This window comes from Paenibacillus sp. 4624 (genome assembly GCF_050435065.1).
Taxonomy (GTDB): Bacteria; Bacillota; Bacilli; order Paenibacillales; family Paenibacillaceae; genus Paenibacillus; species Paenibacillus amylolyticus_D.
On the sequence record NZ_JBNDJR010000007.1, the window covers coordinates 148,111 to 174,267 of the forward strand.

General features: G+C 45.9%; 20 protein-coding genes. 16 read left to right on the forward strand and 4 right to left on the reverse strand.

Annotated features, from left to right (window positions below; translation table 11 throughout):
• Window positions 1-153: 153 nt before the first annotated feature.
• Complete coding sequence (locus ABIE27_RS17220; protein ID WP_090920691.1) at window positions 154-366, reverse strand: hypothetical protein; 213 nt, start codon at window positions 364-366, stop codon at window positions 154-156.
• A gap of 123 nt (window positions 367-489) precedes the next feature.
• Window positions 490-1,242, reverse strand: a complete 753-nt coding sequence (locus tag ABIE27_RS17225; protein ID WP_123063781.1) for a hypothetical protein — start codon at window positions 1,240-1,242, stop codon at window positions 490-492.
• Window positions 1,243-1,837: 595 nt separating this feature from the next.
• On the opposite strand from ABIE27_RS17225, the gene ABIE27_RS17230 reads away from it, so the two are divergent.
• The 16 genes from ABIE27_RS17230 to ABIE27_RS17305 all read left to right on the forward strand — a co-directional run bounded on the left by ABIE27_RS17230 (window position 1,838) and on the right by ABIE27_RS17305 (window position 23,833).
• The gene (locus tag ABIE27_RS17230) at window positions 1,838-3,532 is read left to right on the forward strand and encodes a M3 family oligoendopeptidase (protein WP_429351059.1); all 1,695 of its coding nucleotides are present in this window, start codon (window positions 1,838-1,840) and stop codon (window positions 3,530-3,532) included.
• A gap of 205 nt (window positions 3,533-3,737) precedes the next feature.
• Entirely contained in the window at window positions 3,738-4,889 is a 1,152-nt protein-coding gene (locus ABIE27_RS17235; RefSeq protein WP_123063779.1) for an iron-containing alcohol dehydrogenase, read from the forward strand.
• Between the two features lie 108 nt (window positions 4,890-4,997).
• Window positions 4,998-6,449: a glycoside hydrolase family 32 protein gene (locus tag ABIE27_RS17240; RefSeq protein WP_429351060.1), complete on the forward strand. Its 1,452-nt coding sequence runs from the start codon at window positions 4,998-5,000 to the stop codon at window positions 6,447-6,449.
• A gap of 598 nt (window positions 6,450-7,047) precedes the next feature.
• Window positions 7,048-8,211, forward strand: coding sequence for a glucose-1-phosphate adenylyltransferase (locus ABIE27_RS17245; RefSeq protein WP_429351061.1), 1,164 nt, complete (start codon window positions 7,048-7,050; stop codon window positions 8,209-8,211).
• A gap of 34 nt (window positions 8,212-8,245) precedes the next feature.
• The gene (gene glgD, locus ABIE27_RS17250; protein ID WP_123063776.1) at window positions 8,246-9,349 is read left to right on the forward strand and encodes a glucose-1-phosphate adenylyltransferase subunit GlgD; all 1,104 of its coding nucleotides are present in this window, start codon (window positions 8,246-8,248) and stop codon (window positions 9,347-9,349) included.
• A gap of 365 nt (window positions 9,350-9,714) precedes the next feature.
• Window positions 9,715-12,147: a glycogen/starch/alpha-glucan phosphorylase gene (locus ABIE27_RS17255; RefSeq protein WP_123063775.1), complete on the forward strand. Its 2,433-nt coding sequence runs from the start codon at window positions 9,715-9,717 to the stop codon at window positions 12,145-12,147.
• 284 nt (window positions 12,148-12,431) lie between these two features.
• Window positions 12,432-13,301, forward strand: a complete 870-nt coding sequence (locus tag ABIE27_RS17260; RefSeq protein ID WP_123063774.1) for an AraC family transcriptional regulator — start codon at window positions 12,432-12,434, stop codon at window positions 13,299-13,301.
• 44 nt (window positions 13,302-13,345) lie between these two features.
• Entirely contained in the window at window positions 13,346-13,804 is a 459-nt protein-coding gene (locus tag ABIE27_RS17265) for a VanZ family protein (protein WP_429351062.1), read from the forward strand.
• Window positions 13,805-13,934: 130 nt separating this feature from the next.
• Window positions 13,935-15,638, forward strand: coding sequence for a glycoside hydrolase family 13 protein (locus ABIE27_RS17270; protein ID WP_429351063.1), 1,704 nt, complete (start codon window positions 13,935-13,937; stop codon window positions 15,636-15,638).
• Between the two features lie 196 nt (window positions 15,639-15,834).
• Window positions 15,835-16,527: a metal-dependent hydrolase gene (locus tag ABIE27_RS17275; protein ID WP_429351064.1), complete on the forward strand. Its 693-nt coding sequence runs from the start codon at window positions 15,835-15,837 to the stop codon at window positions 16,525-16,527.
• A gap of 162 nt (window positions 16,528-16,689) precedes the next feature.
• The gene (dctA, locus tag ABIE27_RS17280) at window positions 16,690-18,123 is read left to right on the forward strand and encodes a C4-dicarboxylate transporter DctA (protein WP_429351065.1); all 1,434 of its coding nucleotides are present in this window, start codon (window positions 16,690-16,692) and stop codon (window positions 18,121-18,123) included.
• Between the two features lie 285 nt (window positions 18,124-18,408).
• Complete coding sequence (gene treC, locus ABIE27_RS17285; RefSeq protein ID WP_123063769.1) at window positions 18,409-20,124, forward strand: alpha,alpha-phosphotrehalase; 1,716 nt, start codon at window positions 18,409-18,411, stop codon at window positions 20,122-20,124.
• Between the two features lie 37 nt (window positions 20,125-20,161).
• Window positions 20,162-22,156, forward strand: coding sequence for a PTS system trehalose-specific EIIBC component (treP, locus tag ABIE27_RS17290; RefSeq protein WP_123063768.1), 1,995 nt, complete (start codon window positions 20,162-20,164; stop codon window positions 22,154-22,156).
• Window positions 22,157-22,399: 243 nt separating this feature from the next.
• Window positions 22,400-23,254, forward strand: a complete 855-nt coding sequence (locus tag ABIE27_RS17295; protein ID WP_123063767.1) for a chemotaxis protein — start codon at window positions 22,400-22,402, stop codon at window positions 23,252-23,254.
• A 37-nt stretch (window positions 23,255-23,291) separates the two neighbouring features.
• Entirely contained in the window at window positions 23,292-23,555 is a 264-nt protein-coding gene (locus ABIE27_RS17300; RefSeq protein WP_123063766.1) for a YkgJ family cysteine cluster protein, read from the forward strand.
• Between the two features lie 74 nt (window positions 23,556-23,629).
• Window positions 23,630-23,833 (forward strand): hypothetical protein, encoded by a 204-nt coding sequence (locus ABIE27_RS17305; RefSeq protein WP_429351066.1) that lies wholly within the window; start codon window positions 23,630-23,632, stop codon window positions 23,831-23,833.
• A gap of 87 nt (window positions 23,834-23,920) precedes the next feature.
• Here the strand turns inward: ABIE27_RS17305 and ABIE27_RS17310 are convergent, their stop codons facing one another.
• Together ABIE27_RS17310 and ABIE27_RS17315 are read right to left on the reverse strand one after the other, a co-directional pair.
• Window positions 23,921-25,255: an MFS transporter gene (locus tag ABIE27_RS17310; protein WP_429351067.1), complete on the reverse strand. Its 1,335-nt coding sequence runs from the start codon at window positions 25,253-25,255 to the stop codon at window positions 23,921-23,923.
• A 77-nt stretch (window positions 25,256-25,332) separates the two neighbouring features.
• Complete coding sequence (locus tag ABIE27_RS17315) at window positions 25,333-26,049, reverse strand: O-methyltransferase (protein WP_429351068.1); 717 nt, start codon at window positions 26,047-26,049, stop codon at window positions 25,333-25,335.
• Between the last annotated feature and the right edge of the window lie 108 nt (window positions 26,050-26,157).

Sequence of the window (26,157 nt, forward strand, 5' to 3'; positions counted from 1 at the left end):
ATAACCCGTTGCAAATAATAATGTGTATCCCGGGAACAGATAAATGGTGAGCAAGGAATGATAAACCTCAAAAAACCTGTATCTCCAATGGAGTACAGGTTTTTTGAGGGTTTAAAGCGGATTTTTTTGTGATTCTCCATACCCAGAGACAACTCAGGACCATCCTCCGATTAATCCTGAGAGCGTTACACATTCATCATCTTCCAATTCTGCAATCAGTGTGAGCTCTTCATTATCCTGCGGGTTCACCGAAAATAACTCACGGCGTCCGTCCTCGTGCTTGATGATAACTAACTGATTACCACCTTTTGTATGAAACTGGTACTTCACCCCGATACCAGGCAGGGCGCATTCCCGGATATTCATGAAACTTGTTCACCTCTTTAGTTTTTGCTTTAATCATCGTTAACCGTTCTTACAGTACGGATGTATTCTACTATCCATAACACCGTTTGGCAAGTCACAAATCTCATTGCCCGGCAGGAGTCATCAATTTTCACGATTTACAAACGAATTTTGCTGTCGTCTTGCCCGTCTGCGCCGCATGAAGAACCAGATGAGCAGGGACAGAATCAGTACAAGGCTGGCGATGGCGACCAACAGGATATTCCGGATATTTGGAATTTGTACCGTCAAATCCAGTTTATTCTTTTGCAAGGGAGAAACGTTCCAGATCAGCGTTTTACCCCCATCCTCTACCTGATCGGCATTGGAATCCTGGGCTTTAATTGGCAGAGAAAGTTTAAAATCAAAATTCACATCTTTTAACAAAAGCCGTTTGAGAAAACCCGGAACGCTGTTGATCCTATCTTTAATATCCCCATCTGGCATCGATTCCATAAGGTCAGCTTCGGCAAGGATATGCAGTTGGGATGTGAAAAAACCTGATGTCTTGGATTGTTCGATATGAATTCCTGGCGGCAGCTTCGAGGAATCGAATCCGGTCATGTTGCTTTTTTCATAATGGGTCGTTGCTTTCAACACGTTCTGGTCCGCCTGTTTGGTCACTTCTGTCTTAAAGTTATTCCGTTCCAATGCTTCAGCTAGCAAGGGCATTAGATTGTCTTGTCCAATTTTGCCAAGAGCTGAGTCCGACACGCTCAAATTCAGATCCAGATCGGTCGTTCCATTTGTATTCACTGTTACATGGGCTTCTCCATCTGCACAGGCAGACAACATGATAAGCATGAGGGCAAGCATAATAGAAAGCGATAATTGACGTATATAATTGCGAGTTGACATGAAGTTCCTGCCTTTCTGCGTAGGTCTAGTGCGGTTATGTCCATATCTATCCAATCCAGAAGTATAGTATACAACGGAACGACTGGAGATGCGAACAAGATGTATAAAGCAAGCTCTACGGTGAGATAACTATGGCGCTGGATGGAAAAAAGTAAAGTGAACGTGATGTTTTTGGTTGATTAAAATTAAAGATTTCGTATTTTTGTCAATACTCTGTTAATTCAAAAGGTCATTCCGCGTGTACACTAAGATAGAGATGAATATACGGGCAAGGGAGGTACATTCATGACTTATATTATTATTCTGGCTGTGATTATGGTTGTGGGTATGATTGGAATGGGCTGGTTCTATAAGATTGTTGACGAAGACAAACATTAATTGTGGAACCATCCATAGGAACAATTGAAAAAGACAAGCCTATAAGCTTGCTTCGCAGATGCGAGGCGGGCTTATTTGATATTTGTGTAAAAAAGCATTTGACCGATGGACAAATATTTTTCGCAAAGTTGGGATTTTTAGGCTTCACTTTTGTATAATAGGGGATAGCTTCTCGGGTTTTTCCCGAAATTTGCCAAACAGGAAAGGGTGTACATAAATGAAGTTTAGTGAATACACGTATACACGTCCCGATCTGGAACACATCAAGACCTCTTTCGGTGAACTGCTGAAGGGATTCGAAGCGGCGGCTTCAGTGGAAGAGCAAAGTGAATTCATGGACAAGATCAATGCTTTACGTAGTGATTTCGAAACACAGGCACAGCTGGTCTACATCCGCCATTCCATTGATACGAATGATGAGTTTTATAAGGCAGAGAATGAATTCCTGGATGATAGTCAGCCTGTTGTTCAGGAGTATATTACCGATTTTTACCGTGCGCTGGTGAACTCCAAGTTTCGTGCAGAACTAGAGCAAAAGTGGGGAACCCAACTGTTCCAGCTCGCTGAGCAAGCTTTGAAAACTTTCAGCCCGGAGATCATTGAGGATCTTCAAAAGGAGAACAAACTTTCTACGGAATACAATCAGTTGATTGCTTCTGCCAAAATTCCATTCGAAGGCGAAGAGCGCACACTGCCTCAGCTTCATCCGTTTGAGCTGTCTACGGATCGCTCGATGCGTGAACGTGCTTCAGAAGCCCGGTATACATTTATGGCGGAGCACGAAGCAGAATTTGATCGTATTTACGATGAACTGGTGAAGGTACGTACACAGATTGCGAAAAAACTGGGGTATCCAAGCTATGTGGAGCTTGGTTATGACCGTATGAACCGTACAGATTATAATGCGGAGATGGTCGCTAATTTCCGCGCGCAAGTCCGCGACTACATCGTACCTGTTGCAACCAAGCTTAGAGAACGTCAGCGCAGCCGGATTGATGTCGATACGCTTTATTTTTACGATCAGGGTTTTAGTTTCAAAACGGGCAATCCAACACCCAAAGGTGATCCGGACTGGATCGTAGAGAACGGGAAACGGATGTACGCAGAACTTTCACCAGAAACAGATGTGTTCTTCCAGATGATGACAGACAACGAATTAATGGATCTGGTGAGCAAAAAAGGCAAACAAGGCGGAGGATATTGTACGTTCCTGAACGATTACAAAGTGCCGTTTATTTTCTCCAACTTCAACGGTACGTCGGGTGACATTGATGTATTGACCCATGAAGCAGGACATGCCTTCCAGGTGTATGAAAGCCGCAATTTTGCAGTGCCGGAATATAACTGGCCTACTTTTGAGTCCGCAGAGATTCATTCGATGAGTATGGAGTTCTTTACTTGGCCGTGGATGGAACTGTTCTTCAAAGAAGATACAGACAAGTATAAGTTTGACCATTTGTCTTCCGCATTGTTGTTCATTCCTTACGGTGTCGCTGTGGATGAATTCCAGCATTTTGTTTATGCGAACCCAGACGCAACACCGGCAGAGCGCAAGCAGGCTTGGCGCAACATTGAGAAAATCTATCTGCCGCATATCAACTATAAGGATAACACGTATCTGGAGCAAGGCGGATTCTGGCATAAACAAGGTCATATCTTCTCTTCACCGTTCTATTACATTGACTACACGCTGGCTCAAATCTGTGCGTTCCAGTTCTGGAAACGCAGTAATGAAGATATGAAATCAGCATGGGCTGATTATCTGACATTGTGCAAAGCTGGTGGTAGCCTGTCCTTCACAGGTCTGGTGGAGCTTGCTGGATTGAAATCACCATTTGAAGACGGTTGTGTGTCTTCTGTTATTGGTGATATTGAAGCATGGCTTGATGGTGTAAACGACAAGGCATTGTAATCGAACGAGTTATCAAATTTAAGGCGGCTTGGACCCTGAGGGTGTCTAGGTCGTCTTTTTTATGATCAAAGAAACCAAAAAAATCCGGTTAGTTGTATAGGACAATGTAACATTCATCAATTGATTGTGATTTATTTCACTATAGCTGGAAACGGATTCAGTTACAATAAAGGTAGTAAATCAGGGTTACAGGAGGCTGGTTCAGATGGCAACGCATGCATATTATGTCCCACCCGCGAATTTGATGGGTAGAGGGTGTTTGCAGGATGCAGCTCCAATGATTGGACAGATGGGTATACGTAAGGCACTGGTAGTTACGGATCAGGCACTGGTTGCATCAGGTATTGCCGAACGTGTATTGTCTACGTTGCGGAAATCAGGGTTAGACTATGTCGTATATGATGAGGTACAGCCCAATCCAACATGCGGGCAAGTGCATGAAGGGTTACAAGTATTCCAGAACCATGGCTGTGACGCCATTATATCGATAGGCGGAGGTTCACCGCAGGATGCTGCAAAAGCGATTGGAATCGTTGCTGCAAACGGTGGACACATCCGTCAATATGAAGGACTGCATCAATCCAAAACCAAATCGGTCCCGCTGGTAGCTGTGAATACAACAGCTGGCACATCAAGCGAGGTAACGATGAACTACGTGATTACAGATGAGGAGCGAAAAGTGAAAATGGTGATGGTAGACCGAAACTGTCTAGTTGATCTGTCGGTAAATGATCCTGAGCTTATGCTGAGTAAACCTGCGAGTCTGACTGCTGCAACGGGCATGGATGCATTAACCCATGCGGTTGAAGCGATGGTTACACCAGGCGGGTTTACAGTTACAAGTGCAACGGCAGCAGCTGCGGTCAAATTGATCTTTGAATATTTGCCAAGAGCAGTGAAGGATGGGACTGATCTGGAAGCGAGAGAGTATATGACTTACGCATGTTTCCTGGGAGGTATTGCTTTTAACAATGCGGGTCTCGGATATGTTCATGCTATGGCACATCAATTAGGCGGGGTGTATGATCTGCCACATGGTGTGTGCAACGCGATGTTGCTTCCTTATGTTGAAGAAATGAATGCCAAACATGTACCGGACAAATTCCGTCATATCGCTAAAGCGATCGGAATGGATGTAAAGGAGCGCACCGATGAGGAATGTGCAGAATACGTCATTACTGAGATTCGGAAACTGGCCAAAGAAGTGGGGATTCCTGAGAAGCTGTCCGAACTTGGGGTACAGAACCCGGATGTGGAGTTGCTTGCAAGTAATGCAATGAAAGATGCTTGTGCACCAGGTAATCCGTATCAACCGTCGAAGGATGAGGTGATGAACCTTTTCCGAAAGATAATCTAGAACAGATACAAATAAATTATAGAGAAACGTGCGTATCTACGCCGATATCGACAATTGAGAAAAAAATAATGTTACAATTGAGTCGCTGAGATCAGCGGCTTTTTTGACTTGAACAGATATGTATTGTGGGATACGCTTACATCTGTTGTTGGAAAAGTTAACGATGTTGGCGTTACATATTATGATGGAGAGTTTGGTTTATATATATCGTTAATGGAGGCCATGATGAAACAGGATCAATTACATGTAAAAGCACCTGGCAACTGGATGAATGACCCGAACGGGTTTATCTATTACCGAGGAGAGTATCACTTATTCTATCAATATTTCCCGTATGGCCTGCAGTGGGGCACCATGCATTGGGGGCATGCGACCAGTCCGGATTTGGCCACATGGACGCACCATCCAATCGCTTTATTTCCAAGCAAAGGGTATGACCAGAATGGGTGTTTTTCTGGAACGGCACTCGAAGTGCAGGGTCAATTATTTTTATTTTATACCGCTGTCAAATACGATGTGCTTAATGAAGAGAACGTTCATGTGATTGTGAATGATCAATTCGAGTCTAGTCAGGCTTTGATGATCTCAGAGGATGGTTATACGTTTGATAACATTACTTCTAAGCAACAGATCATACCGCCGATCGTCGATTCTGTTCTGGGGGATCGCACGCATACACGTGATCCAAAAGTGTGGAAGTACCGGAATCGGTATTATATGATTTTGGGCACGAAGACGAGAGATCAACAGGGGAAGCTTTTGTTTTATTCAAGTGAGGATCTGCTCCAGTGGACATTTTTGAACAGCTATACCAAGTCAGGGCTAGGGTATATGTGGGAGTGCCCGGATATTTTTAGTTTGTTAGATCGTTCGAGTGGAGCCCAGCAGACTGTACTGCTGATGTCCCCGGAAGGAATTCAAAGCGAACCGTTGTATACAAGTCACGCGATGTGCAGTTTGGTTTCCTTCAAAGAAGAAAGCTGCGATATCGTCATTCCGGATCAATTGAATATGGTCGATTATGGTGGGGACTTGTATGCGCCTCAGACGAATCTGGATGCCGAAGGACGCCGAGTCATGGTAGCCTGGATGCGAATGCCGCTACCTGTAGACAATTCCGGTGAGAAGCCGTGGATTGGCATGATGGCCTTGCCACGAGTCATCGAGGTCGAGGACGAACAGATATATTTTCGAGTGCATCCTGAGGTAGAGACTCACTTTAAGACACGTATCCCTGTTGAGCAAATTAATTACGCCAAGCCATTTCAATTGAAAGTTGTGTTGCGGGAACTTCAAGTTCTGGACATTGGCGGTTATCGAGTATGGCTGGAAGATGGAAGAGTACATACCGATCGTGCAGAAGTATTTAGAGACTTGGATCAATACGATCTTCAGTTTCAGACTCCCGAGCTGCATGGAAACTGCGAACTCAACATCTTTGTAGAGCCCAATTTGATTGAAATTTTTGTGAATCAGGGGCAGTATGTATTAAGCAATGTGGTATATGATCTGAAAGCATATGTCAGCTACGAGGGCGAAATCGAGTGTAACATAGGATAAGTATAGCTTTAGAGCCGGAGAAATCCGGCTTTTTTGATGCATGTAAACCATCCTGGTCATCAAGTTGCATGAGTTTACCATAATATTACCAAGAGGATTTTAATTCGTGTCTATCGAATAGATTAAACTAACAGCGGCATTTACAGGAGCGCGTCAGGTTCAAACCAGCGATGCACTGACTTTTTTTCAAATTTGCTGTTACCGCAAGATTCCCCGATCGAATTCCTGTTTAATGGGTAATAAGTTTATCTTTTATTACCTATCGTTTGCACAGTCTACAATGCAAGCAAGTCCTTTTCTACAAGATCAACATGTTCTGCAAGACCAACACCATTTACATGCGTTAAAACACACCGTCAGCGTCACGTCATCTGCATTTCAAAGAACTTCGATTCAAACAGGGTCATTGATTTGATCCGCACCAACATTCCAGTGATCATCTAACGAAAGACGTCCGGTTACATATGAATGATGTCTTTATTCCGTTACACATCTGTACAGCATGCTCCTAATCAAGACAGCCGTGTTTTCACAACAGAATATCGATTATGGGCTCTGAAATGAATCAGAATGAATGCACGTGGAGGAGGCTGTAATGATGGCAAAAAAAGAGGTTGTAGCGATGCTGCTCGCCGGAGGGCAGGGTAAACGATTAAAGGGATTAACCAAATCACTGGCAAAACCCGCTGTTTATTTTGGGGGTACCTACCGCATTATTGATTTTCCGCTCAGCAATTGTTCGAATTCGGGTATTGATACCGTTGGCGTGTTGACCCAATATGAACCACTTGTCTTGCATTCTTACATCGGTATTGGCAGTGACTGGGACCTGGATCGTAAAAATGGCGGGGTTTATGTGCTTCCACCGCATGAACGGGAAGACGGAAGTAGCTGGTACCGCGGGACTGCTGACGCGATTTACCGTAACCTCAACTTTATTGAACAATTTGATCCCGAACATGTGCTGATTCTATCCGGTGATCATATCTATAAGATGGACTACGACAAGATGCTCCAGTATCACAAGGAGAAAAATGCCGATTGCACCATTTCCGTGATTGATGTGCCGCTGGAAGAAGCGAGCCGCTTTGGCATTTTGAATACAAATGAAGACTACAGCATTTATGAGTTCGAAGAAAAGCCTTCTCAGCCCCGAAGCACGCTTGCTTCCATGGGCATCTATCTCTTCAAATGGGATGTGCTGAAACGTTTCCTGATTCAGGACGAACAGCAGGCATCCACCTCCTACGATTTTGGTAAAGACATCATTCCGTTGCTGCTTGAAAATGATAAATCTTTAGTGGCTTACCCGTTCCAAGGATACTGGAAAGACGTTGGAACCATTCGCAGTCTGTGGGAATCCAATATGGATTTGCTGGACGAGGAGACTCCCCTGAATCTGAATGATCCGAACTGGCGGATTTTCACCCGTAACCCGAACCAGCCAGCTCAATATATATCGCCTGCCGCCAAGGTGCGCAACTGCATTATCAGTGAGGGCAGCATCGTGCACGGTGAGGTGAATCATTCCGTCCTGTTCTATGGAACCGAGGTGGGAGAGAACAGTGCAGTAATCGATTCCGTTGTTATGCCTCGGGTCAAGATTGGCCGTAATGTGTCTATCCATAAGGCTATTATCGCTGAAGGCTTAGTTATTCCGGATGGTACTCAGATTGCCCCCGCGCCTGAAGACGAGAGTGATATTTTACTGGTAGATCAGGAAGAACTGGAACGACAGTTGCGTCATGGAATAGCGAATTGATTGACCAAAATGTTGGCAAAGGATGGTGCGCGGCATGAAATCACTAATTGGAGTTATTAACCTTGACCATGAACTGGAAGAATTGAAGGAATTGACGTACTTTCGCTGCGGAGCCGCGGTACCTTATGCCGGGCGTTATCGTCTGATTGATTTTGTCCTGTCTAACATGATGAATGCGGGTATTGAGAGCATAGGCGTATTTGTTCGCCGCAAATACCGTTCACTGATGGACCATCTGGGAGATGGTAAGCCGTGGGATCTGGATCGTAAACATGGGGGCATGTTTATTCTTCCTCCGGATTGGAACGACCCGACGGACACGTCGCAGGGAGATTTGCAACATTTTCACAACAATCTGGATTTCTTCCACAGAGGGGCCGGGCAATACGTTGTGCATGCAGGCAGCCGGCATGTGACCAAAGCCGATCTTCAGGATGTCTATAAGTATCATATCCGTAAGGGAGCGGACGTCACACTGGTTTGCAAAAAAGTAGACCAACTGTTACCTGAGCATGAATCCTGCGTCAAAGTCGATCATGATGAAGATGGCAATGTGGTGGACATTCACCAATGTGCTGACCATACGAATATATATACGGAGATTTTTATCATGGAAAAAGAACTCTTCCTTAAACAGGTGCAGCGCTGCATTGAACATGGGGAGACTCATTTCTTCCGTGACGCCATCCTGAAAAATCCGAGCGGATTGAAGATTGCGGCTTATGCCTATGAAGGATATCATGCCGTAATTAACTCGATTGACAGCTATTACCGTAACAGCATGGATCTGCTGAATACAGGACAGTATGAACAACTGTTTAAAGAAGATCCCGTGCAAACCAAAATCAAATACGAAGCACCCGCCAAATATCTGGAATCAGCGGATGTCAAACATTCCTTGCTTGCCAATGGATGCATCGTAGGCGGTGAAGTTCAGGACAGCATCCTGTTCCGGGGTGTGCATGTGGCTAAGGGAGCCAAAATTAAGGGTTCAATCATTATGCAGAAATGTTACATTGGCGAGGGAACTGTGCTGGAGAACGTCATTCTGGATAAAGATGTGAAACTAACCGGTGGGCAGACGTTAATTGGTGCTCCGTCGAATCCGTATATTTTGGCCAAAAGTACTATTATTTAAAGCGAAAATCTGTCCGATATCATCCATAACTGTATATATAAAAAAATATAATCCTGCGGGTAAGTTTTCAGGTTCGTGTCTTTTTGAACGCATGAAGTGCCACCGTCAAAGTTGCTATGTTGGTGCAAACGCAGTGGAGGGAACGAAATCAATTCTGGAGAAGCGAAGCGTTCGCCTTTGTCTCTCCATTTCTACCTTGTAAAAGGTGATCAGGAAATGGAAGAGACGACAGCGATCGAAAGAATGATTCGTGACTGAAACGGGTGCTCGGCTCCAACGTCCTGCTTTATAAGGTGTAACCGCATGCTTTCGAGCTAATCACGAACCGCCCTCACCAGCAGGATTTCACCGGGAGGAACCTACTTTTGTTTGACAACAAAGAAACGTTCAAATCGATCTTTCAACGAAATCTCGTCAGCAAACTGGGCAAACCAATTGAAGAAGCTACCAAGGAAGATGTGTACCATGTGCTAGGCAGTATGATTCGGGAATATGTAGGTCAGGACTGGGCAGTCTCAAATCAGGGATTCAAGCAGCGTCAAGATAAACAGGTGTATTACTTCTCGTTGGAGTTTCTGATTGGTCGCCTGCTCGGCAACAATCTGCTAAACGTTAATGAGCTGGAACTGGTTCGTGACAGTCTAGAGGAACTTGGCTTTTCACTGGAGTGTATTGAGGAACAGGAAGCAGATGCAGGGTTAGGCAATGGGGGGCTGGGAAGGCTTGCTGCCTGTTTCCTGGACTCCTTGGCCTCACTGGGCTATGCGGGACATGGATGCGGTATCCGTTACAAGTACGGTCTTTTTGAGCAAAAAATTATCAATGGCAATCAGGTAGAGTTGCCTGATAACTGGCTGGAAAAGGGCAATGAATGGGAAGTACGCCGTCCAGACAAAAAGGTGGAGGTCCAGTTCTGGGGCCGGGTTGAGGCCTATGAACAGGATGGACATTACCATTTCGTGACGAAGGATGCTGAATCGGTCGTTGCCGTACCGTATGATGTGCCCGTTATCGGTTATGGCCAGTCACATGTCAACACATTGCGGTTATGGAGTGCAGAGCCGAAACGAGAAACGTCATTGGACACCCCTTCGAACTATTACGGATACCTGGATTACAGCCGTTCCGTGGAGTCGATCTCTGAATTCTTGTACCCGGATGATTCCCAATACGAGGGCAAGTTGCTGCGTTTGAAACAGCAGTACTTTATGTGTTCCGCAGGAGTGCAGAGTGCATTGCGTACATTTAGCAAGCTGGGACTGTCTTATGACCGCCTGCCGGACAAAGTGGGCTTCCATATCAATGACACCCATCCTACGTTAGTCATTCCTGAACTTATGCGAATTCTAATGGATGATAAGGGTTATGGCTGGGATGAAGCGTGGGATATTACTACCCGCACGGTATCTTATACAAATCACACGACACTAAGCGAAGCGTTGGAAAAATGGCCTGTATCCATGGTCAGCAAGCTGCTGCCACGTATTTATATGATTATTGAAGAGATTAATAAACGTTTTTGCGGGTTGCTCCTAGAACGTTATCCGGGTGATGACGAACGTATCGAGCACATGGCGATTGTTGCGAATGATCAAGTTCGCATGGCACACCTTGCCATCGTAGGCAGTCATAGTGTCAATGGTGTGGCTGCACTGCATACAGAGATTTTGAAAGAGCGTGAGATGGCGCCGTTTTATGCTCTGTACCCTGAACGTTTTAACAATAAAACCAATGGCATTACGCACCGTCGCTGGTTAATGCATGCCAACCCAAAGCTGTCGAATCTCATTACAGAAACGATCGGCAATGAATGGATCACGGAACCTGGCAAACTGGAGCACCTGGCTGATTACGCCGATCAATCCGCGTTCCAGGAGCAGTTCCGTTCGATCAAACGAGATAACAAAAATCGTCTGGCGTCTTATATCCTAGATCATACGGGTATACCTGTAGACCCTGATTCCGTGTTTGACGTGCAGGTGAAAAGGCTGCATGGGTACAAAAGACAGCTCCTGAATATTTTGCATGTCATGCATCTGTATAACAAGTTGAAAAGCGATGCTTCGTTTGATATGGTGCCGCGCACGTTTATTTTTGGAGCGAAGGCAGCACCGAGTTATTATTTTGCCAAAAAAATTATCAAACTGATTAATACGGTGTCAGATACCGTGAATCGCGATGCAACGGTAAATGACCGGTTGAAGGTCTTTTTCCTGGAAAACTATTCTGTCTCGCTTGCCGAGAAAATTATCCCTGCGGCAGATGTGAGTGAACAGATCTCGACAGCGGGGAAAGAAGCCTCCGGTACAGGGAATATGAAATTTATGATGAATGGCGCACTGACAATTGGTACGATGGATGGGGCAAACGTGGAGATGGCAGAGCAAGTCGGTGAAGAGAATATGTTCATCTATGGCTTGCGTGCCGACGAAGTGCTGGAATATTATCGGAACGGTAACTATCGGCCTAACGAAATCGTGAATCAGGATGAACGTATTCGTGAAGTCGTGGAGCAATTGGTGCATCCGGGAGCATTCTGTGATAGGGATGGGGAGTTCTGGGATATTTATGACTCATTGCTTGCACATGGCGATGAATATTTTGTATTACGTGATTTTGCAGCGTACGCTGATGCACATGCAGCGATTGATCAAGCGTATCGTGATGTTTCGGATTGGACTCGCAAGGCCGTGCTTAACACAGCTCATTCAGGCATTTTCTCCAGTGACCGAACAATAAGTGAGTATGCAACCGATATATGGGGCATTCATCCTGTGTCTGGGCACTGGAATGGTTAGGATAGAGGAGACTCAAGTGAAAAAACAGAACGGATAAATTAGCATTTAAATTAGCTTTACAAACGGAATTCCATTCTCTCTTGTTTGATGTCTGCATCTGGCAGTGGCGAAGTCCACTGCAGGGCTGCGGACATGAACAAGAGATTTTTGTTATCAACACCATAAGTTCGCATTCAGAATCAAAAAAGGGTTGAATATTTCAGTCATACTAATTGAAGAAACAGACCAGTAAAGTCAGGCCAAAGTAAAATACATATCTTAAAAATGAATAGGAGACGGGACATATGGATCACTATGCACGTATTCAGCTTGCCATCGAGCATCTGGAGCTAAATCTGCAGGAGCCGTTCAACATGAAGGAAGTGTCGGCGGCCGCCAGTTTTTCAGCATTTCATTTTCAACGTTTGTTTCAGGCGATTACAGGTTTTACTGTTCTGGAGTACTTGCGCAGACGAAGACTAACGGAGGCTGCTTCGACTTTGCGAAACACGGCGCAGAATATACTGGAAATTGCGCTTAGCTATGGTTATCAATCGCAGGAAGCCTTTACCCGTGCATTTGACGCTCACTTTGGCGTCACACCGGCACGGTTTCGCAAGCTGGAGCAGGAGGCTTTAACAGAGGAGTTCATGCAGCAACGTATTGATTTTAATGAATATCGTTTACAGCTTGGCACAGCGTTTCATATGAATCCGCCACGTATGATAACGCTGGAGACAATTCAAATCATTGGTTATGACTATAAGACCAATCTAAACAATGAACAGCATTATGCGGAGATTCCCGGATTTTATCATGAATTCGGGCGTGAACAGAAGTTCATGAACATTCCAGAGCGGATTCGCCCCGATATGGCGTATGGTGTTGCGGCTCATTTTCAGGAGGATGGGGCATTTTCATTTATCGTTGGCGAAGAGAGTTCAGGAAGCAGTGATTCCTTAGAACCTGGATATACCTGTCTGGAGATTCCAGGCGGGCTGTATGCCGAGTTTACAACGGAAGGATCAGAGCAGGAGGTGCGCAAAATGATCTACGGCAGCTGGCTGCCTGCTTCCAAGTATGAGCGCCGGGAAGGGCCGGACTTTGAAGTGACCGATGTGTGGAAATCGACGCCTGAGCAGCTGGACATGAAGATCTACATCCCGTTAAAATAGACCTTACCGCTCATTTGGCGGATAACAAGGTCGGGAGGATAGGCATGAGCAGAAGAGCGTTGCTTTACTCCAAGCGGGTGCTTGCATTCATTACATTTCTAGCGGTTATATATACGCTCATCATGTGTAATCTTCTTTTTTTCAGTGGCAGAGCACCGGGGGTGAACTATCAATATAATCTTGTGCCTTTCGAGACGATTCGTCCCCTGCTCTTGGAAAGAGAAAGGTACAGTACCGAAGCCAGGATTAAAAATCTGTTTGGCAATATTGTTTTGTTTATTCCGCTGGGCATATGGATTCCGTGGCTTTTTCACAGGTATCGTTCCTGGTTCCGATTGACGTTCATTGTTGTGCTCATCCTTTTGCTGGTGGAAACGATCCAGCTGATTACACGTGTAGGATCTTTGGATGTGGATGATATTATTCTCAATACGGTTGGAGCCTGGATCGGATTTGCCGGTTTCCGCTTACTGATAGGCTCGCCAAGAAAGACTCGAAGCTGATCGCGCCATGCGATTGCGGTTTCGGGCCTTTTGTCTTTTTGTATAAAACCTAAGTTCAGGTGTTTATAAGGGTTTCTTTTCGGATAAAACATATTAACGGGTGAATTGCTTCACAAGAGAAGAAAGCGAGGTGGGTGTTATCGTTTGGTGGAAGGAAAGTGTGGTATATCAGATTTATCCAAGCAGCTTTAAAGACAGCGACGGAGATGGATATGGCGATTTGCAGGGAATTTATGAAAAGCTTGATTATTTGCAAAAACTCGGCGTGGACGTCATCTGGCTGTGTCCCATCTATGATTCACCAGGTCATGATAACGGATATGATATCCGAGATTACTACGCGATTTTACGAAAATATGGGACGATGGAGGACTTTGACCGGCTGCTTGCTGAAGCGCATAAGCGCGGACTCAAAGTCATGATGGATCTTGTACTGAATCATACTTCGGATGAACATGCCTGGTTTGCGGAATCCCGTTCTTCCAAAACCAATGCAAGGCGTGACTATTACATCTGGCGTTCCGGTAAAAACGGGCAGGTGCCGAACAACTGGGAGTCTTATTTCGGGGGTTCGGTGTGGAAGCATGACCCGGAAACGAACGAATATTATATGCATCTATACTCGGAGCATCAACCCGATCTGAACTGGAATAATCCGGAGATGGCTGAAGAAATGTACGAGATGGTGCATTGGTGGCTGGAAAAAGGGGTGGATGGCTTCCGCTTTGACGCAGTAGCCCATATCGCCAAAGCCGATGGCTTGCCAAATGCACATAACCCGAACAACTTGCCTGTCGTGCAGGCGTATGAGCTGTTTTCCAATCTGGAGCAGGTCCATTCCATCCTCCGCAAGTTGAATCAGATGATTCTAAAGCCGTACGGCCCGATGACGGTCGGAGAAACTTCAGGACTTGGGCCCGAGCAGGCTTTAGCTTATGTAGGTACGGATCGGGATGAATTAAACATGGTGTTCCAGTTTGAGCACATGTTCATTGATGCCCGGTCTTCGGGCATTGGGAAATGGAACTATAAACCTTGGAAGCTCACGGAGCTAAAAGAAATCATGAGCCGTTGGCAGACGGTACTGCATGGCCGGGGCTGGAACGCCAATTATATGGGGAACCATGATCAGCCGCGTCCGGTGTCGCGTTTTGGAGATGACGGGAAATACCGCGTGCGTTCTGCACAGATGCTCGCTACCTGGATGTTAACGCTGGAAGGCACACCGTACATCTATCAGGGGGAAGAGATTGGCATGACCAACGTATCGTTCCCTGAGATTGACCAATACCGGGATATCGAAACAAAAAATTATTACAATCATTATATTGGCCAAGGGAAATCCAAGCATGAGGTGATGGAGGCCATCTGGCTAAAAAGTCGGGATAATGCACGAACACCCATGCAATGGGATGAATCCGAGCATGCAGGTTTTACGGCAGGTGATCCTTGGATTGAAGTGAACAGCAATTATAAGAACATCAATGTGGCGGATGCGGAGACGGACCCACATTCCATTCTGCATTATTACCGTAAATTAATCACATTGCGCAAGCAAAATCGGGTGTTGATTTATGGAGCATATGAACTGCTTTTGCCAGATGACCCGGAAATTTATGCATATACACGTACACTGGATGATGAGCAGTGGTTAATCATGATGAATTTTAGTGCAAACGAGCCAGAGATGATATGGCCAGAAGGCTGGAATGCAGAAGACTGCAAATTAATGATTGGCAACGTGAGCAGGCGTTATTCAACCGATGAAGGAGCTATTTTATTGCAACCCTATGAAGCGAGGGTGTATTGCAAGAAGCGCAAGAGCGGCGAGTAAGCAATGCGCAAGCAATGTGTGAAAGTGATTATTCTGTATTGCTGGCTGACGAACGTCGTAACAAGGAATGCAGTTTTGCGCTCGCAGAGCGTTCTGAATTATAATAATTAAAAAATATAGCTTAATATAAGTTGAATTTTTTTGTTCACACAGAGATATCAAGGACAACTTATATCAATGTCAGGAGGAATCTGATTTGTTGAATATTACGTACCACGGACACTCCAGTGTACAACTGGGCACAGAAAATAAATCACTCGTGATTGATCCATTTTTGCGTGGCAATGAGTTAGCGGTAACCAAACCAGAGGACATCAAGACGGATGTAGTCCTGTTGACACATGCACACATGGATCACATTCTGGATGCTGAACCGATCGCCAAAGCAAATAATGCCAAAGTGGTGGCGATTGTGGAATTGGCTACATATATGTCATGGAAGGGGCTGGATACCCTCGGCATGAATATGGGCGGTACGGTGGATCTGGAGTTTGCCAAAGCGAAAATGATTCAGGCGTTCCATACGTCCGGTATTGTGCTGGAAGAAGAGCAACGGATTATGTATGCAGGTTTGCCTGCCGGATTTATCATTGATATTGGTGGTAAAACGGTGCTGCATGCCGGAGATACAAGTCTCTTCGGCGATATGAAGATGATTGGGGATCGGCATCAAATCGATGTTGCCTTCCTGCCTATTGGTGGACATTATACAATGGGGCCTGAAGATGCACTACAGGCAGCGGAATGGTTTAATGCCAAACTGACGATTCCCGTTCATTATGATACCTTCCCTGCGATTCGTCAGGATGCAGAGCATTTTGTACAGCAACTGGCTTCCAAAGGATTAGAGGGTCGTGTGCTGGCACCTGGTGAGTCCATTTCCCTGTAAAAAGGAAGCTGATTTGAGGTCAGTTTCATAATCATAAAAATTTATAAAAAGCGAATGATGCGTCAAGAAAGATGATGCGTCATTCGCTTTTTTGTGCTGAGTATTCAATTTTGAGGGCAATTATTGGTCACCATCACAAAATGAACGAAATGGCATTGTAGCTTGAAAGTCAGCAATGATATAAAAAGTTACACGGAAACCAACCGGATATCCGAAACGATTGCAAACGGGGGAGCGTTCATGACATTTGTGAAATCTTTATTTTTTCAGATCATTGCAGCAGTAGTCATCGGTATTGGAGTAGGTATTCTGTGGCCCGATCTAGGAAGTCTATTGCAACCCTTGGGTACAGGCTTTATCAAATTAATCAAGATGCTGATTGCACCGTTGATTTTTATGGTCATCGTTACAGGTATCGCCAAAATGGGCGATCTGAAGTCTGTTGGTCGAATCGGACTTAAAGCGATTCTGTGGTTTGAGCTTGCCACAACGGTTGCACTTGTGCTTGGTTTATGCACAGCCAATCTGCTTCGTCCAGGGGCGGGAATGAATGTAGATCCTGCCAGCATTGACGCCAGCGGAATTGAGGCAAAAACAAAGGGATCCGAGCTTCCGCACACGGTTGATTTTATTATGAACATTATTCCAACAAGTGTGGTGGATGCGTTTGCCCAGAATGCCTTGCTGCAAGTGCTGCTTGTTGCCTGTCTGTTCGGGGTTGCCTTGGCAGCCACGGAGAATAAGGCCAAGGAGAATGTACTGAACCTGGTGGAACAGCTGCTTGGGATCGTGTTCCGGATGATCGGTTATATTATGAAGCTGGCTCCGGTAGGCGCTTTTGGTGCAATGGCCTACACCATAGGGGCGTACGGGGCGTCCACCCTTTCGTCTTTTGGATTGTTAATATTGGCTTGTTACGGTGCTGCCCTGTTGTTCCTGATGCTATTAGCGCTGGCTGCCTGGTGGATTACAGGGCTGAACTTTATACAGTTTGTCCGATACACTCGTTCAGAAGTGATGCTTGCGATTGGAACAGGCTCTTCAGAAGTTGTGATGCCGCGTATGATGGACAAGCTGACGAAGGCGGGGTGTGACCGTGCAGTCGTTGGACTGGTCGTACCTACGGGATACTCATTTAATCTGGATGGGGCTTCCATATATCTATCATTAGCGACGGTTTTTGTTGCCCAGGCTGTTGGTATTGATCTGACCTTGGGTCAGGAGATCACCATTCTGTTAGTGCTGATGCTAAGCTCGAAAGGCATGGCGGGTGTTCCCGGCTCAGCGTTTCTTGCTCTGTCAGCTACGGCGGCGGCAGTGAATGCTTTTCCCGTAGCAGCAGTGGCTCTGCTGCTTGGAGCAGACCGTTTTATGGATACGATGCGTGTTTTCACGAACTTGATGGGGAACTGTGTAGCGGCATTTGTAGTTGCCAGATGGGAAGGACTGCTGGATCAGAAACGGATGCGTGCTGTGCTCTCCGGTGAGATTAGTGCCGCTGAACTGGAAGCAGAAGAAAAGGCTGCGCGATCTGCTTTGAAGCTGAATCTCCGAGAGAATCAGGGCCAATCTTTAGCAACACCCGAGGTGCTTTAACTGTGAAATAGATTGAAGCTATATCTTTCAACCGTCTGAAGAACCGGGATAAATCCAGGGGAACAGACGGTTTTTTTGCGATGTAATACACATATCATGGAGTTTGCGAGACGAATTCCTCAAATAAATGTTACAGCCAAAACATTAATGGGGAATGAGTAGGAGAGAAGAAGAACAACCATATTTACGTTTCAACTTGTATATACATGTTTACTTATGTAATATAGATGAAGAAGTTAACAGGTGGGTTAGATAAGAGCAATACGACATATTGGAGGCGTTAACATGAGTTCAAAACATAAGGAGCCGTCCACATGGTGGAAGAAGTCAACGGTATACCAGGTATATCCGAAGAGTTTCAATGATACAACGGGATCGGGAACGGGGGACATCCGGGGGTTAACCGAGAAGCTGGATTATTTGCAGCACTTGGGGATCGACATTGTTTGGCTGCAGCCCGTATACGTATCCCCGCAGCGGGATAATGGGTATGACGTAGCAGACTATTACCGCATCAACCCTGACTATGGAACGATGGAAGATTTCGATGGATTGCTTGCCGAGTTGAAAGCGCGTGACATGAAGCTGATGATTGACATTGTGGTGAATCACTCCTCAACCGATCATGAATGGTTCAAGCAGTCTCGTTCATCGAAGGATAATCCTTATCGGGATTATTACATATGGAGAGACCCCGCGCCGGACGGTGGTGTACCGAACAACTGGCAATCCAAATTTGGTGGGCCAGCGTGGCAGTATGATGAGCAGACCGGACAATATTTTCTAACGTTGTTTGATCAAACGCAGGCAGACCTGAACTGGGAGAATGAAGAAGTACGCAAGGCTGTACGCGACATGATCAAGTTCTGGGCGGAAAAGGGAGTCGATGGATTCCGGATGGACGTCATTAACCTCATCTCCAAAGACCAGCGTTTCCCGGACGATGATGGCAGCGTGTCGCCAGGCGATGGACGCAAGTATTACACGGATGGACCGCGCGTGCACGAGTATATTACGGAAATGTACGATGAGGTATTTGGACCCTATAACATGGTGACGGTGGGGGAGATGTCCTCAACCACGCTTGCGCACTGTATTCGTTATTCCAATCCGGCTTCAAGAGAGTTCTCGATGACCTTTAACTTCCATCACCTGAAGGTGGATTATCCGGATGGACAGAAATGGGAGCTCATGCCATACGATTTTGAATCCTTGAAGCAACTGTTCAGTGAGTGGCAGACCGGAATGCAAGCTGGTGGCGGCTGGAATGCGCTTTTCCTGAACAACCATGATCAACCTCGTGCGTTATCCCGTTTCGCAGATGATGGAGAATACCGTGTGGAGAGTGCCAAAATGCTGGCGACGACTCTGCATGGATTACAAGGTACGCCTTATGTCTATCAGGGCGAAGAGATTGGTATGCCCAATCCCGTTTGGAATGATATTAGCGAGTTTCGCGATATTGAGTCCACGAATATGTATCGTTTGTTGCAGGAAGAGCGGGGCAAAACGGCCGAAGAGGCTTTCCATATTGTGAAGGAGCGTTCCCGGGATAATTCCCGAACACCGATGCAGTGGGACGGTACGGCTAATGCTGGATTCACAACCGGAACACCTTGGCTCAAGGTGGATGAGAGATATCCGTCCATTCATGTGGAAGAACAGATGGCCAACCCGGATTCCATCTATCATCATTACCGGAAGTTAATCGCTCTGCGCAAAGAGGTGGATGTGCTGACTGACGGTTTGTACGAACGGTTGGATGATGCGCACCCGGAGGTATTTGCATACGCACGAACCAATGGGAACGAGACATTAGTTGTGGTGTCAAATTTCCGCAAACTGGATACAGCATTTCAAGTTCCTGAAGCGGTCTGGAACAACCATATTGCAGATAAATCACCTGAGCTGCTTATCAGTAATACCGAAGTTAAACCTGAGCTGAAGCAGCAAATCACGCTCAGTCCGTATGCCTCTTATATGTGGCTAATCAAGCAGTAACAGAATAAATTCCATTTTATAAATAGGAAGTGACACTATGGCAATCGATAAAAAACAGGTCGAAGAGATCGTCCGGGCCGTCGGCGGCAAAGACAATATTGAAGCGGCGACACACTGTGTGACACGGCTACGGTTTGCTCTATATGATGAGGACAAAGTGGATACAGAGCTTCTCGATCAGAATGATCTGGTGAAGGGGCAGTTCTCCTCTCAAGGTCAATTCCAGGTCGTCATCGGACCAGGTCTGGTGGATAAAGTTTATGAAGAGATGATTCAGATTACCGGAGGCGAACGGTCTTCCAAAGATGATGTGAAGGCAGCCGCGGGCAAAAAGCAGAATCCGTTGCAGCGTGCGATCAAAACGCTCTCGGACATTTTCATTCCGATCTTGCCAGCAATCATTACCGCGGGTCTGTTGCTCGGGATTAACAACATTTTGACAGGCCCCGGTATCTTCTTTGATGGAAAATCATTAGTGGATGTGTACCCGGCATGGAAAGACCTTGCCTCCATCATTAATACCATAGCAAGCACTGCGTTTACATTCCTGCCAGCTTTGATCGGTTGGTCAGCGGTGACCCGATTCGGCGGCAGTCCGCTGCTCGGGATTGTGCTGGGTCTGATTCTGGTACATCCCGATCTGCTGAGTGCATATGGTTACGCTGATGCGGTGAACAAAGGCACGGTTCCGACTTGGAATCTGTTTGGCTGGGAGATTGAGAAGATCGGTTATCAGGGTCAGGTTCTACCTGTATTGGTATCGGCTTATCTGCTTGCCAAGATGGAAATTTTCCTGAATAAAAGAGTGCATGATTCTATTAAATTGCTGGTCGTAGCTCCTGTGACATTGCTGGTTACCGGTTTTCTGGCATTTACGATTATCGGACCGGTTACATTTGCAATTGCAAACGCCATCACATCCGGTTTGATTTACATCTATGATTCGTATGCTGCGTTAGGTGGTTTGATCTATGGTGGTCTGTATGCGTTACTTGTTATTACCGGTATGCACCATACGTTCCTTGCGGTAGACGTACAGCTGATTGGTAGCCAAGGTGGTACTTTCCTGTGGCCAATGCTGGCTTTGTCCAATATTGCGCAGGGTTCGGCAGCACTTGCGATGATGCTGGTATTACGTGAGAAGAAAATGAGGGGGCTTGCAGCAACCTCGTCCGTATCCGCTTTCCTCGGTGTGACCGAACCAGCCATTTTTGGTGTGAATATTCGTTACCGTTACCCGTTTATCTTCGGTATGGTCGGTTCCGCCATTGGTGGTGTACTGCTTACGATGAATAATGTTCAGGCCACATCCATCGGTGTAGGCGGTGTGCCTGGATTCCTGTCCATTTTCCCGGATAAATGGGGCGTGTTCTTTATCGGTATGGCCATCGTTCTGGTAGTTCCGTTCCTGTTGACCGTTGTGTTTGGACGGGCGAAGTTGAGAAAAGAAGATCAACTTACGGCGAAGGGAGGGTCGGCTTCGGGAATCACATCCACTGAGACAGCAGCAGGAACAGAGATGGCTGAACGTAATCGTAGTGCAGCGAAGCCTGGAAATGCATCTGCCAAAACAATCGAAGTCATGGCGCCATTGACGGGTACAGCGGTACCGCTGGAGCAAGTTCCTGACCCGGCTTTTGCTGAGAAACAAATGGGTGCAGGCATCGCAATCGAACCTTCGGGGAATCAAGTGGTTGCCCCGTTTGATGCAAAAGTGGCACATGTGATTAAGAGTAAACACGCGGTTATATTGGAACATGCGAGCGGACTTCAAGTGTTAATTCATGTCGGCATTAATACGGTATCACTTAAAGGTGAAGGTTTCTCTATGTACGTAGACACGGGTGATCGCGTGAGAGCCGGGGAGAAGCTGCTTGAATTTGACCGAACCGTCATCGAAAATGCGGGTTATCCACTCATTACGCCTGTCATTATCCCGGATGGTCAGGATATGGTTGAACGGGTTGAAACGGTGACAGGAGATGTCACTTCAAGTCAGAACGGCGTTCTCAAAATTTATCTGAAAGGATAAATTGATATTTGCTTGTAGTCAAAAGGAGCTGTGAAACCTACAGCTTCTTTTGGCATTTACAGGTGTGATTTTCCATAGGCATCATGATAAAATAGTTATGTGATCAAGTAATTACAAATTTTGATAATAAGTCGAAGTGGGCATGTTTGGCGTTTAAGTTGAATGTCAGTCATACGGAGAAAAAGCAGTTCATACAGTGGGTGTACAAGGAGCGTTCCTAGTCAAATGATAAGGAGGAGAGCCATGACTCGGGTAGCGGTGATGGTCATTCATGGACTGGGTATGCAAAAAGAAGACTACGCTGACAAGCTGATCGCTTGCTTGAGCAGAGAAATGGAACGTGTCATGGTGCTGCCAGGCGCCGCGAAACAGATGCTCGATATTGAACCCGTCTTCTGGGCCGACGTGTTCGAGGAGCGAGAAGAGGCTTTGTTTCAACAGTTGGTTCGTTCACCGGGATTAAACTACCAGGCATTACGCCGTTTTGTCATTCATTATCTCGCCGATGCGGTGGCATATCAGCCCGTAGAGAACCAAGGACATCATTATGATGCCGTGCATCGAACGCTACATCAGGCCATGCACGTTCTCGCACAGCGTAATGGGCCAGAAGCGCCGCTTTGTGTCGTCGCCCATAGTCTCGGAGCTGTCATTGCAAGCAACTTTTTCTATGATCTGCAGTATCCGTCATCTAATCGAATGCCGGAAATTGTGGATGTGAACTCGGCTTTGGAGCGTGGAGATACGCTGACCAATTTTTACTCCTTTGGCACAACACTGCCGCTATGGAGTTTGCGCTATGAACATTTCAGCCGGCCCATTCAGGTGCCTGCGCCGCAAGCCACGCATCACTTTCCACGACTGGAAGGGGAGTGGGTTAATTTTTATGAAAGCAACGATATTCTGGGCTATCCGCTACGTCCTATCGATCCGGCTTATGCGTCGGCTGTGAAGGAGGATATTAAGGTTCACGTCGGTGGACCAGCTACAAGTTGGAATCCACTGAGTCATGGAGGGTACTTTACCAGTGAGCATATGAACCGCAGAATCGCTCAAGGGTTAGCACGAACATGGACATGGGTAAATCGCTCAAAGTAACAGCGTGTTATAAGAGGCAAATGAAGGAGGAAATATCATGGAATGCAGGACGGGATGTGCCGCATGTTGTATTGCCATATCCATATCATCACCGATTCCCGGCATGCCTGAAGGCAAACCCGCGGGAGTGCGATGTATCCAACTGACGGACGATAATCGTTGCGGTATATTCGGTCAGGCGGGCCGCCCGGCGGTATGTAGTGGATTGCAGGCTGAGGAAGAAATGTGCGGCCGCACCAATCAGGAAGCATTTCATATTTTGACACAGTTGGAACGGCAGACAGCACCAGGCCTAAGGTGAAAGGACTTGTTTGATTATAGAAGGTTAATTATACTTAATATGGAATATTATTGATTATGAAAGGGGGATTAATAATGGATTGGATAAAACGTCTAGTGAAAGTGGTTGGCCATATGATGAGCGATCTGTGGATGGGGTCTTATCGCCGCAACTCCGATCATTATGATGAACAAGCTCCAAGTCCAGAAAATAAACCGAGATATTACACTTTTGTTGTTCTAGCAACGTTAGTCACGGTGGGTATAGTCGTTCTTATGTATAATCCAAAATACTGGTAGGTCATCAAGGGGAAATAATCAGAAAAAAGAGAGTATCCTGTGAATGCTGCAGCATTCACAGGATACTCTTTTTTTAGTTGTATATGATTAGGATCTGTCTGCAAGAACAGCAACAGAAGGCTTGGGCTCTCTAAACATAAAGAAGTACATCAGGGAAGAAATGACGTAGAGACAACCCGTAATGCTGAACGTAATCGCGTATCCCCAATAGGTTCCATATGTAGTAACCAGATATGACTGTACTGGTCCCATCGTAGCCCAACCAATCATAAACGAAGTTTGCATCATAGAGTTAGCTATCCCGCGGCGTTTATCCGAGATCCGATTCACTAATATGGCAGAATGAATTGGATTAGCAGCATTCATGAGGGCTTGTCTGAACAAAAAGCTGACAGATGCAATGAAAAGCAGGTTCGTAAAACCTGTGAATAACAGGAAGGGCAGCGATAATACTTGAAAAATAACTACGGCTCGTACACTGCCAACTTTGGCAGCTAACGTTGGGCCAATCAGCATGGATACAATGGTCATAATCTGACCGAGTGCAATCAGGATGCTCATGCCGCTTAACGATACGGCGAAGCGATTCGTAAAATACAAATTCAGATAAGGCACAACGAGCCCTGATCCTAAGCCGATCAGCAACTGTGTCACAATAAACTGACCAATCAGCTTGCTATCTCTTTTTTTAATACGTGTGTCATCATCAATGGGCAATGGTGTAATCACAGCACGAGTAAGCTCTGCTTCAGCCCCCCGAACAGAGTGTTGGCGAGGCTGAAGCTGTTTCGGTTTTAGATCTGTCCGAGACTCCTGATTCTCGGTTACAAAAAGCAACGGAATAAATGCCGCTAGTGTCGCAGCTCCGCCCATAAATAGTACCGTCTGCAATCCGGTGACTTTGGCCATGCCGGCAGAATGAAGCACGTCTGCAAGCACGCCTCCGCCCAGACTGCCAAGAACCTGAGAAGCCAGCACCAAAGAGGAATAATAACTGAACATTTTGAGGCGCTGGCTTTTTTTGACGTTCTCTGCGAGATAAGGAATGGCAAGTACCTGGAAAACACCAGCAAACAGGCCGGAAAATACAGCAAACCAAATCAACCCGCTCGCGGCATAATCGAAGGATCGTCCGATTAGAAAAGCACCGCTGAATAGCGCCCCGATAATCAACAGTTTTTTGCGGCTGAACTTGTCACCGCTAAATCCAATAGGAATGAACATAATTGCTGTAGCAAGAGATTGGATACTGACAATTTGACCATTCATGGTGTCATCGTAACCTAAGCCTTGAATGTACAGATTATAAAGAACCGAGAACATGCCATTTCCGATCTGATACAGCAGACTTGCCAGAAAGAACAGTTGAATATTGCGAGACCACCCGCCAATTTCAACATGAATCTGTCGTAAAGCTCTCAAGTAACTCCCTCCAGTCTGCCTGTGCAGTGATACCAGTGTAACAGGAAAGGCAGATTTTCGGAAGAATTGACCACTGTTTATTTTGTTGCAGGGGTATCTGTGACACGAGCAATCACAAATCCATCGTATCCTTTACTGCCTACAGTTTGTAGTGCCGTGGCTTCAAGATGGGGGTGATTTCCGATGCATTCGAGAAAGGTTCGAACCCCTTGAACTCTTGCGTCTTCACTGTCGGAGTGAATGACTTCCCCATCCCTGACAATATTATCTCCGATGATCAAGCTTCCTGGTCGTGTCAGACGTAAAGCCCATCTCAGGTAATCCGGATTACTCGGTTTATCAGCATCGATGAAAATCAGATCAAAGGGTTCAGGGTACTCTTCCTTTATATCGGGGAGGGAGGTTAGTGCCGGGCCTACTCGAAGATCTACTTTGTGCATTAGTCCAGCTCGGGTCAGATTGGCTTGTGCTATTTCCGCATGTTTAGGTTCTGACTCCAGCGAAACGATTCGTCCATGGTCTGGCAGAGCTCTGGCCATCCAGATGGTGCTGTATGCACCTAGAGTTCCAATCTCTAGTACGCGCGAGGCCCCCTGTATTTTCAGCAATAGCTGAAGGAACTTTCCTTGATTCGGTGTGACATCATGTGACGGTAGTCCTGCTGCAGCATTGGCTTCAAGTGCAGCTTCCAAGTCTTTGTCGTTTGGAATAAGAAGGCTGTTGATATAATGATCGACCTCATTCCAACAGGCCGGCTGGTTAACCTTGCTATCGTTCAAATCATACTTACTCATTACACATCTTCCTTTCTATGTTGCTGAATTAATATTTCTTATAATTCAACTATAGAGGTGGTTAACGTATAAATAAAATATATATTTTGTATGTTAATATATAAATAA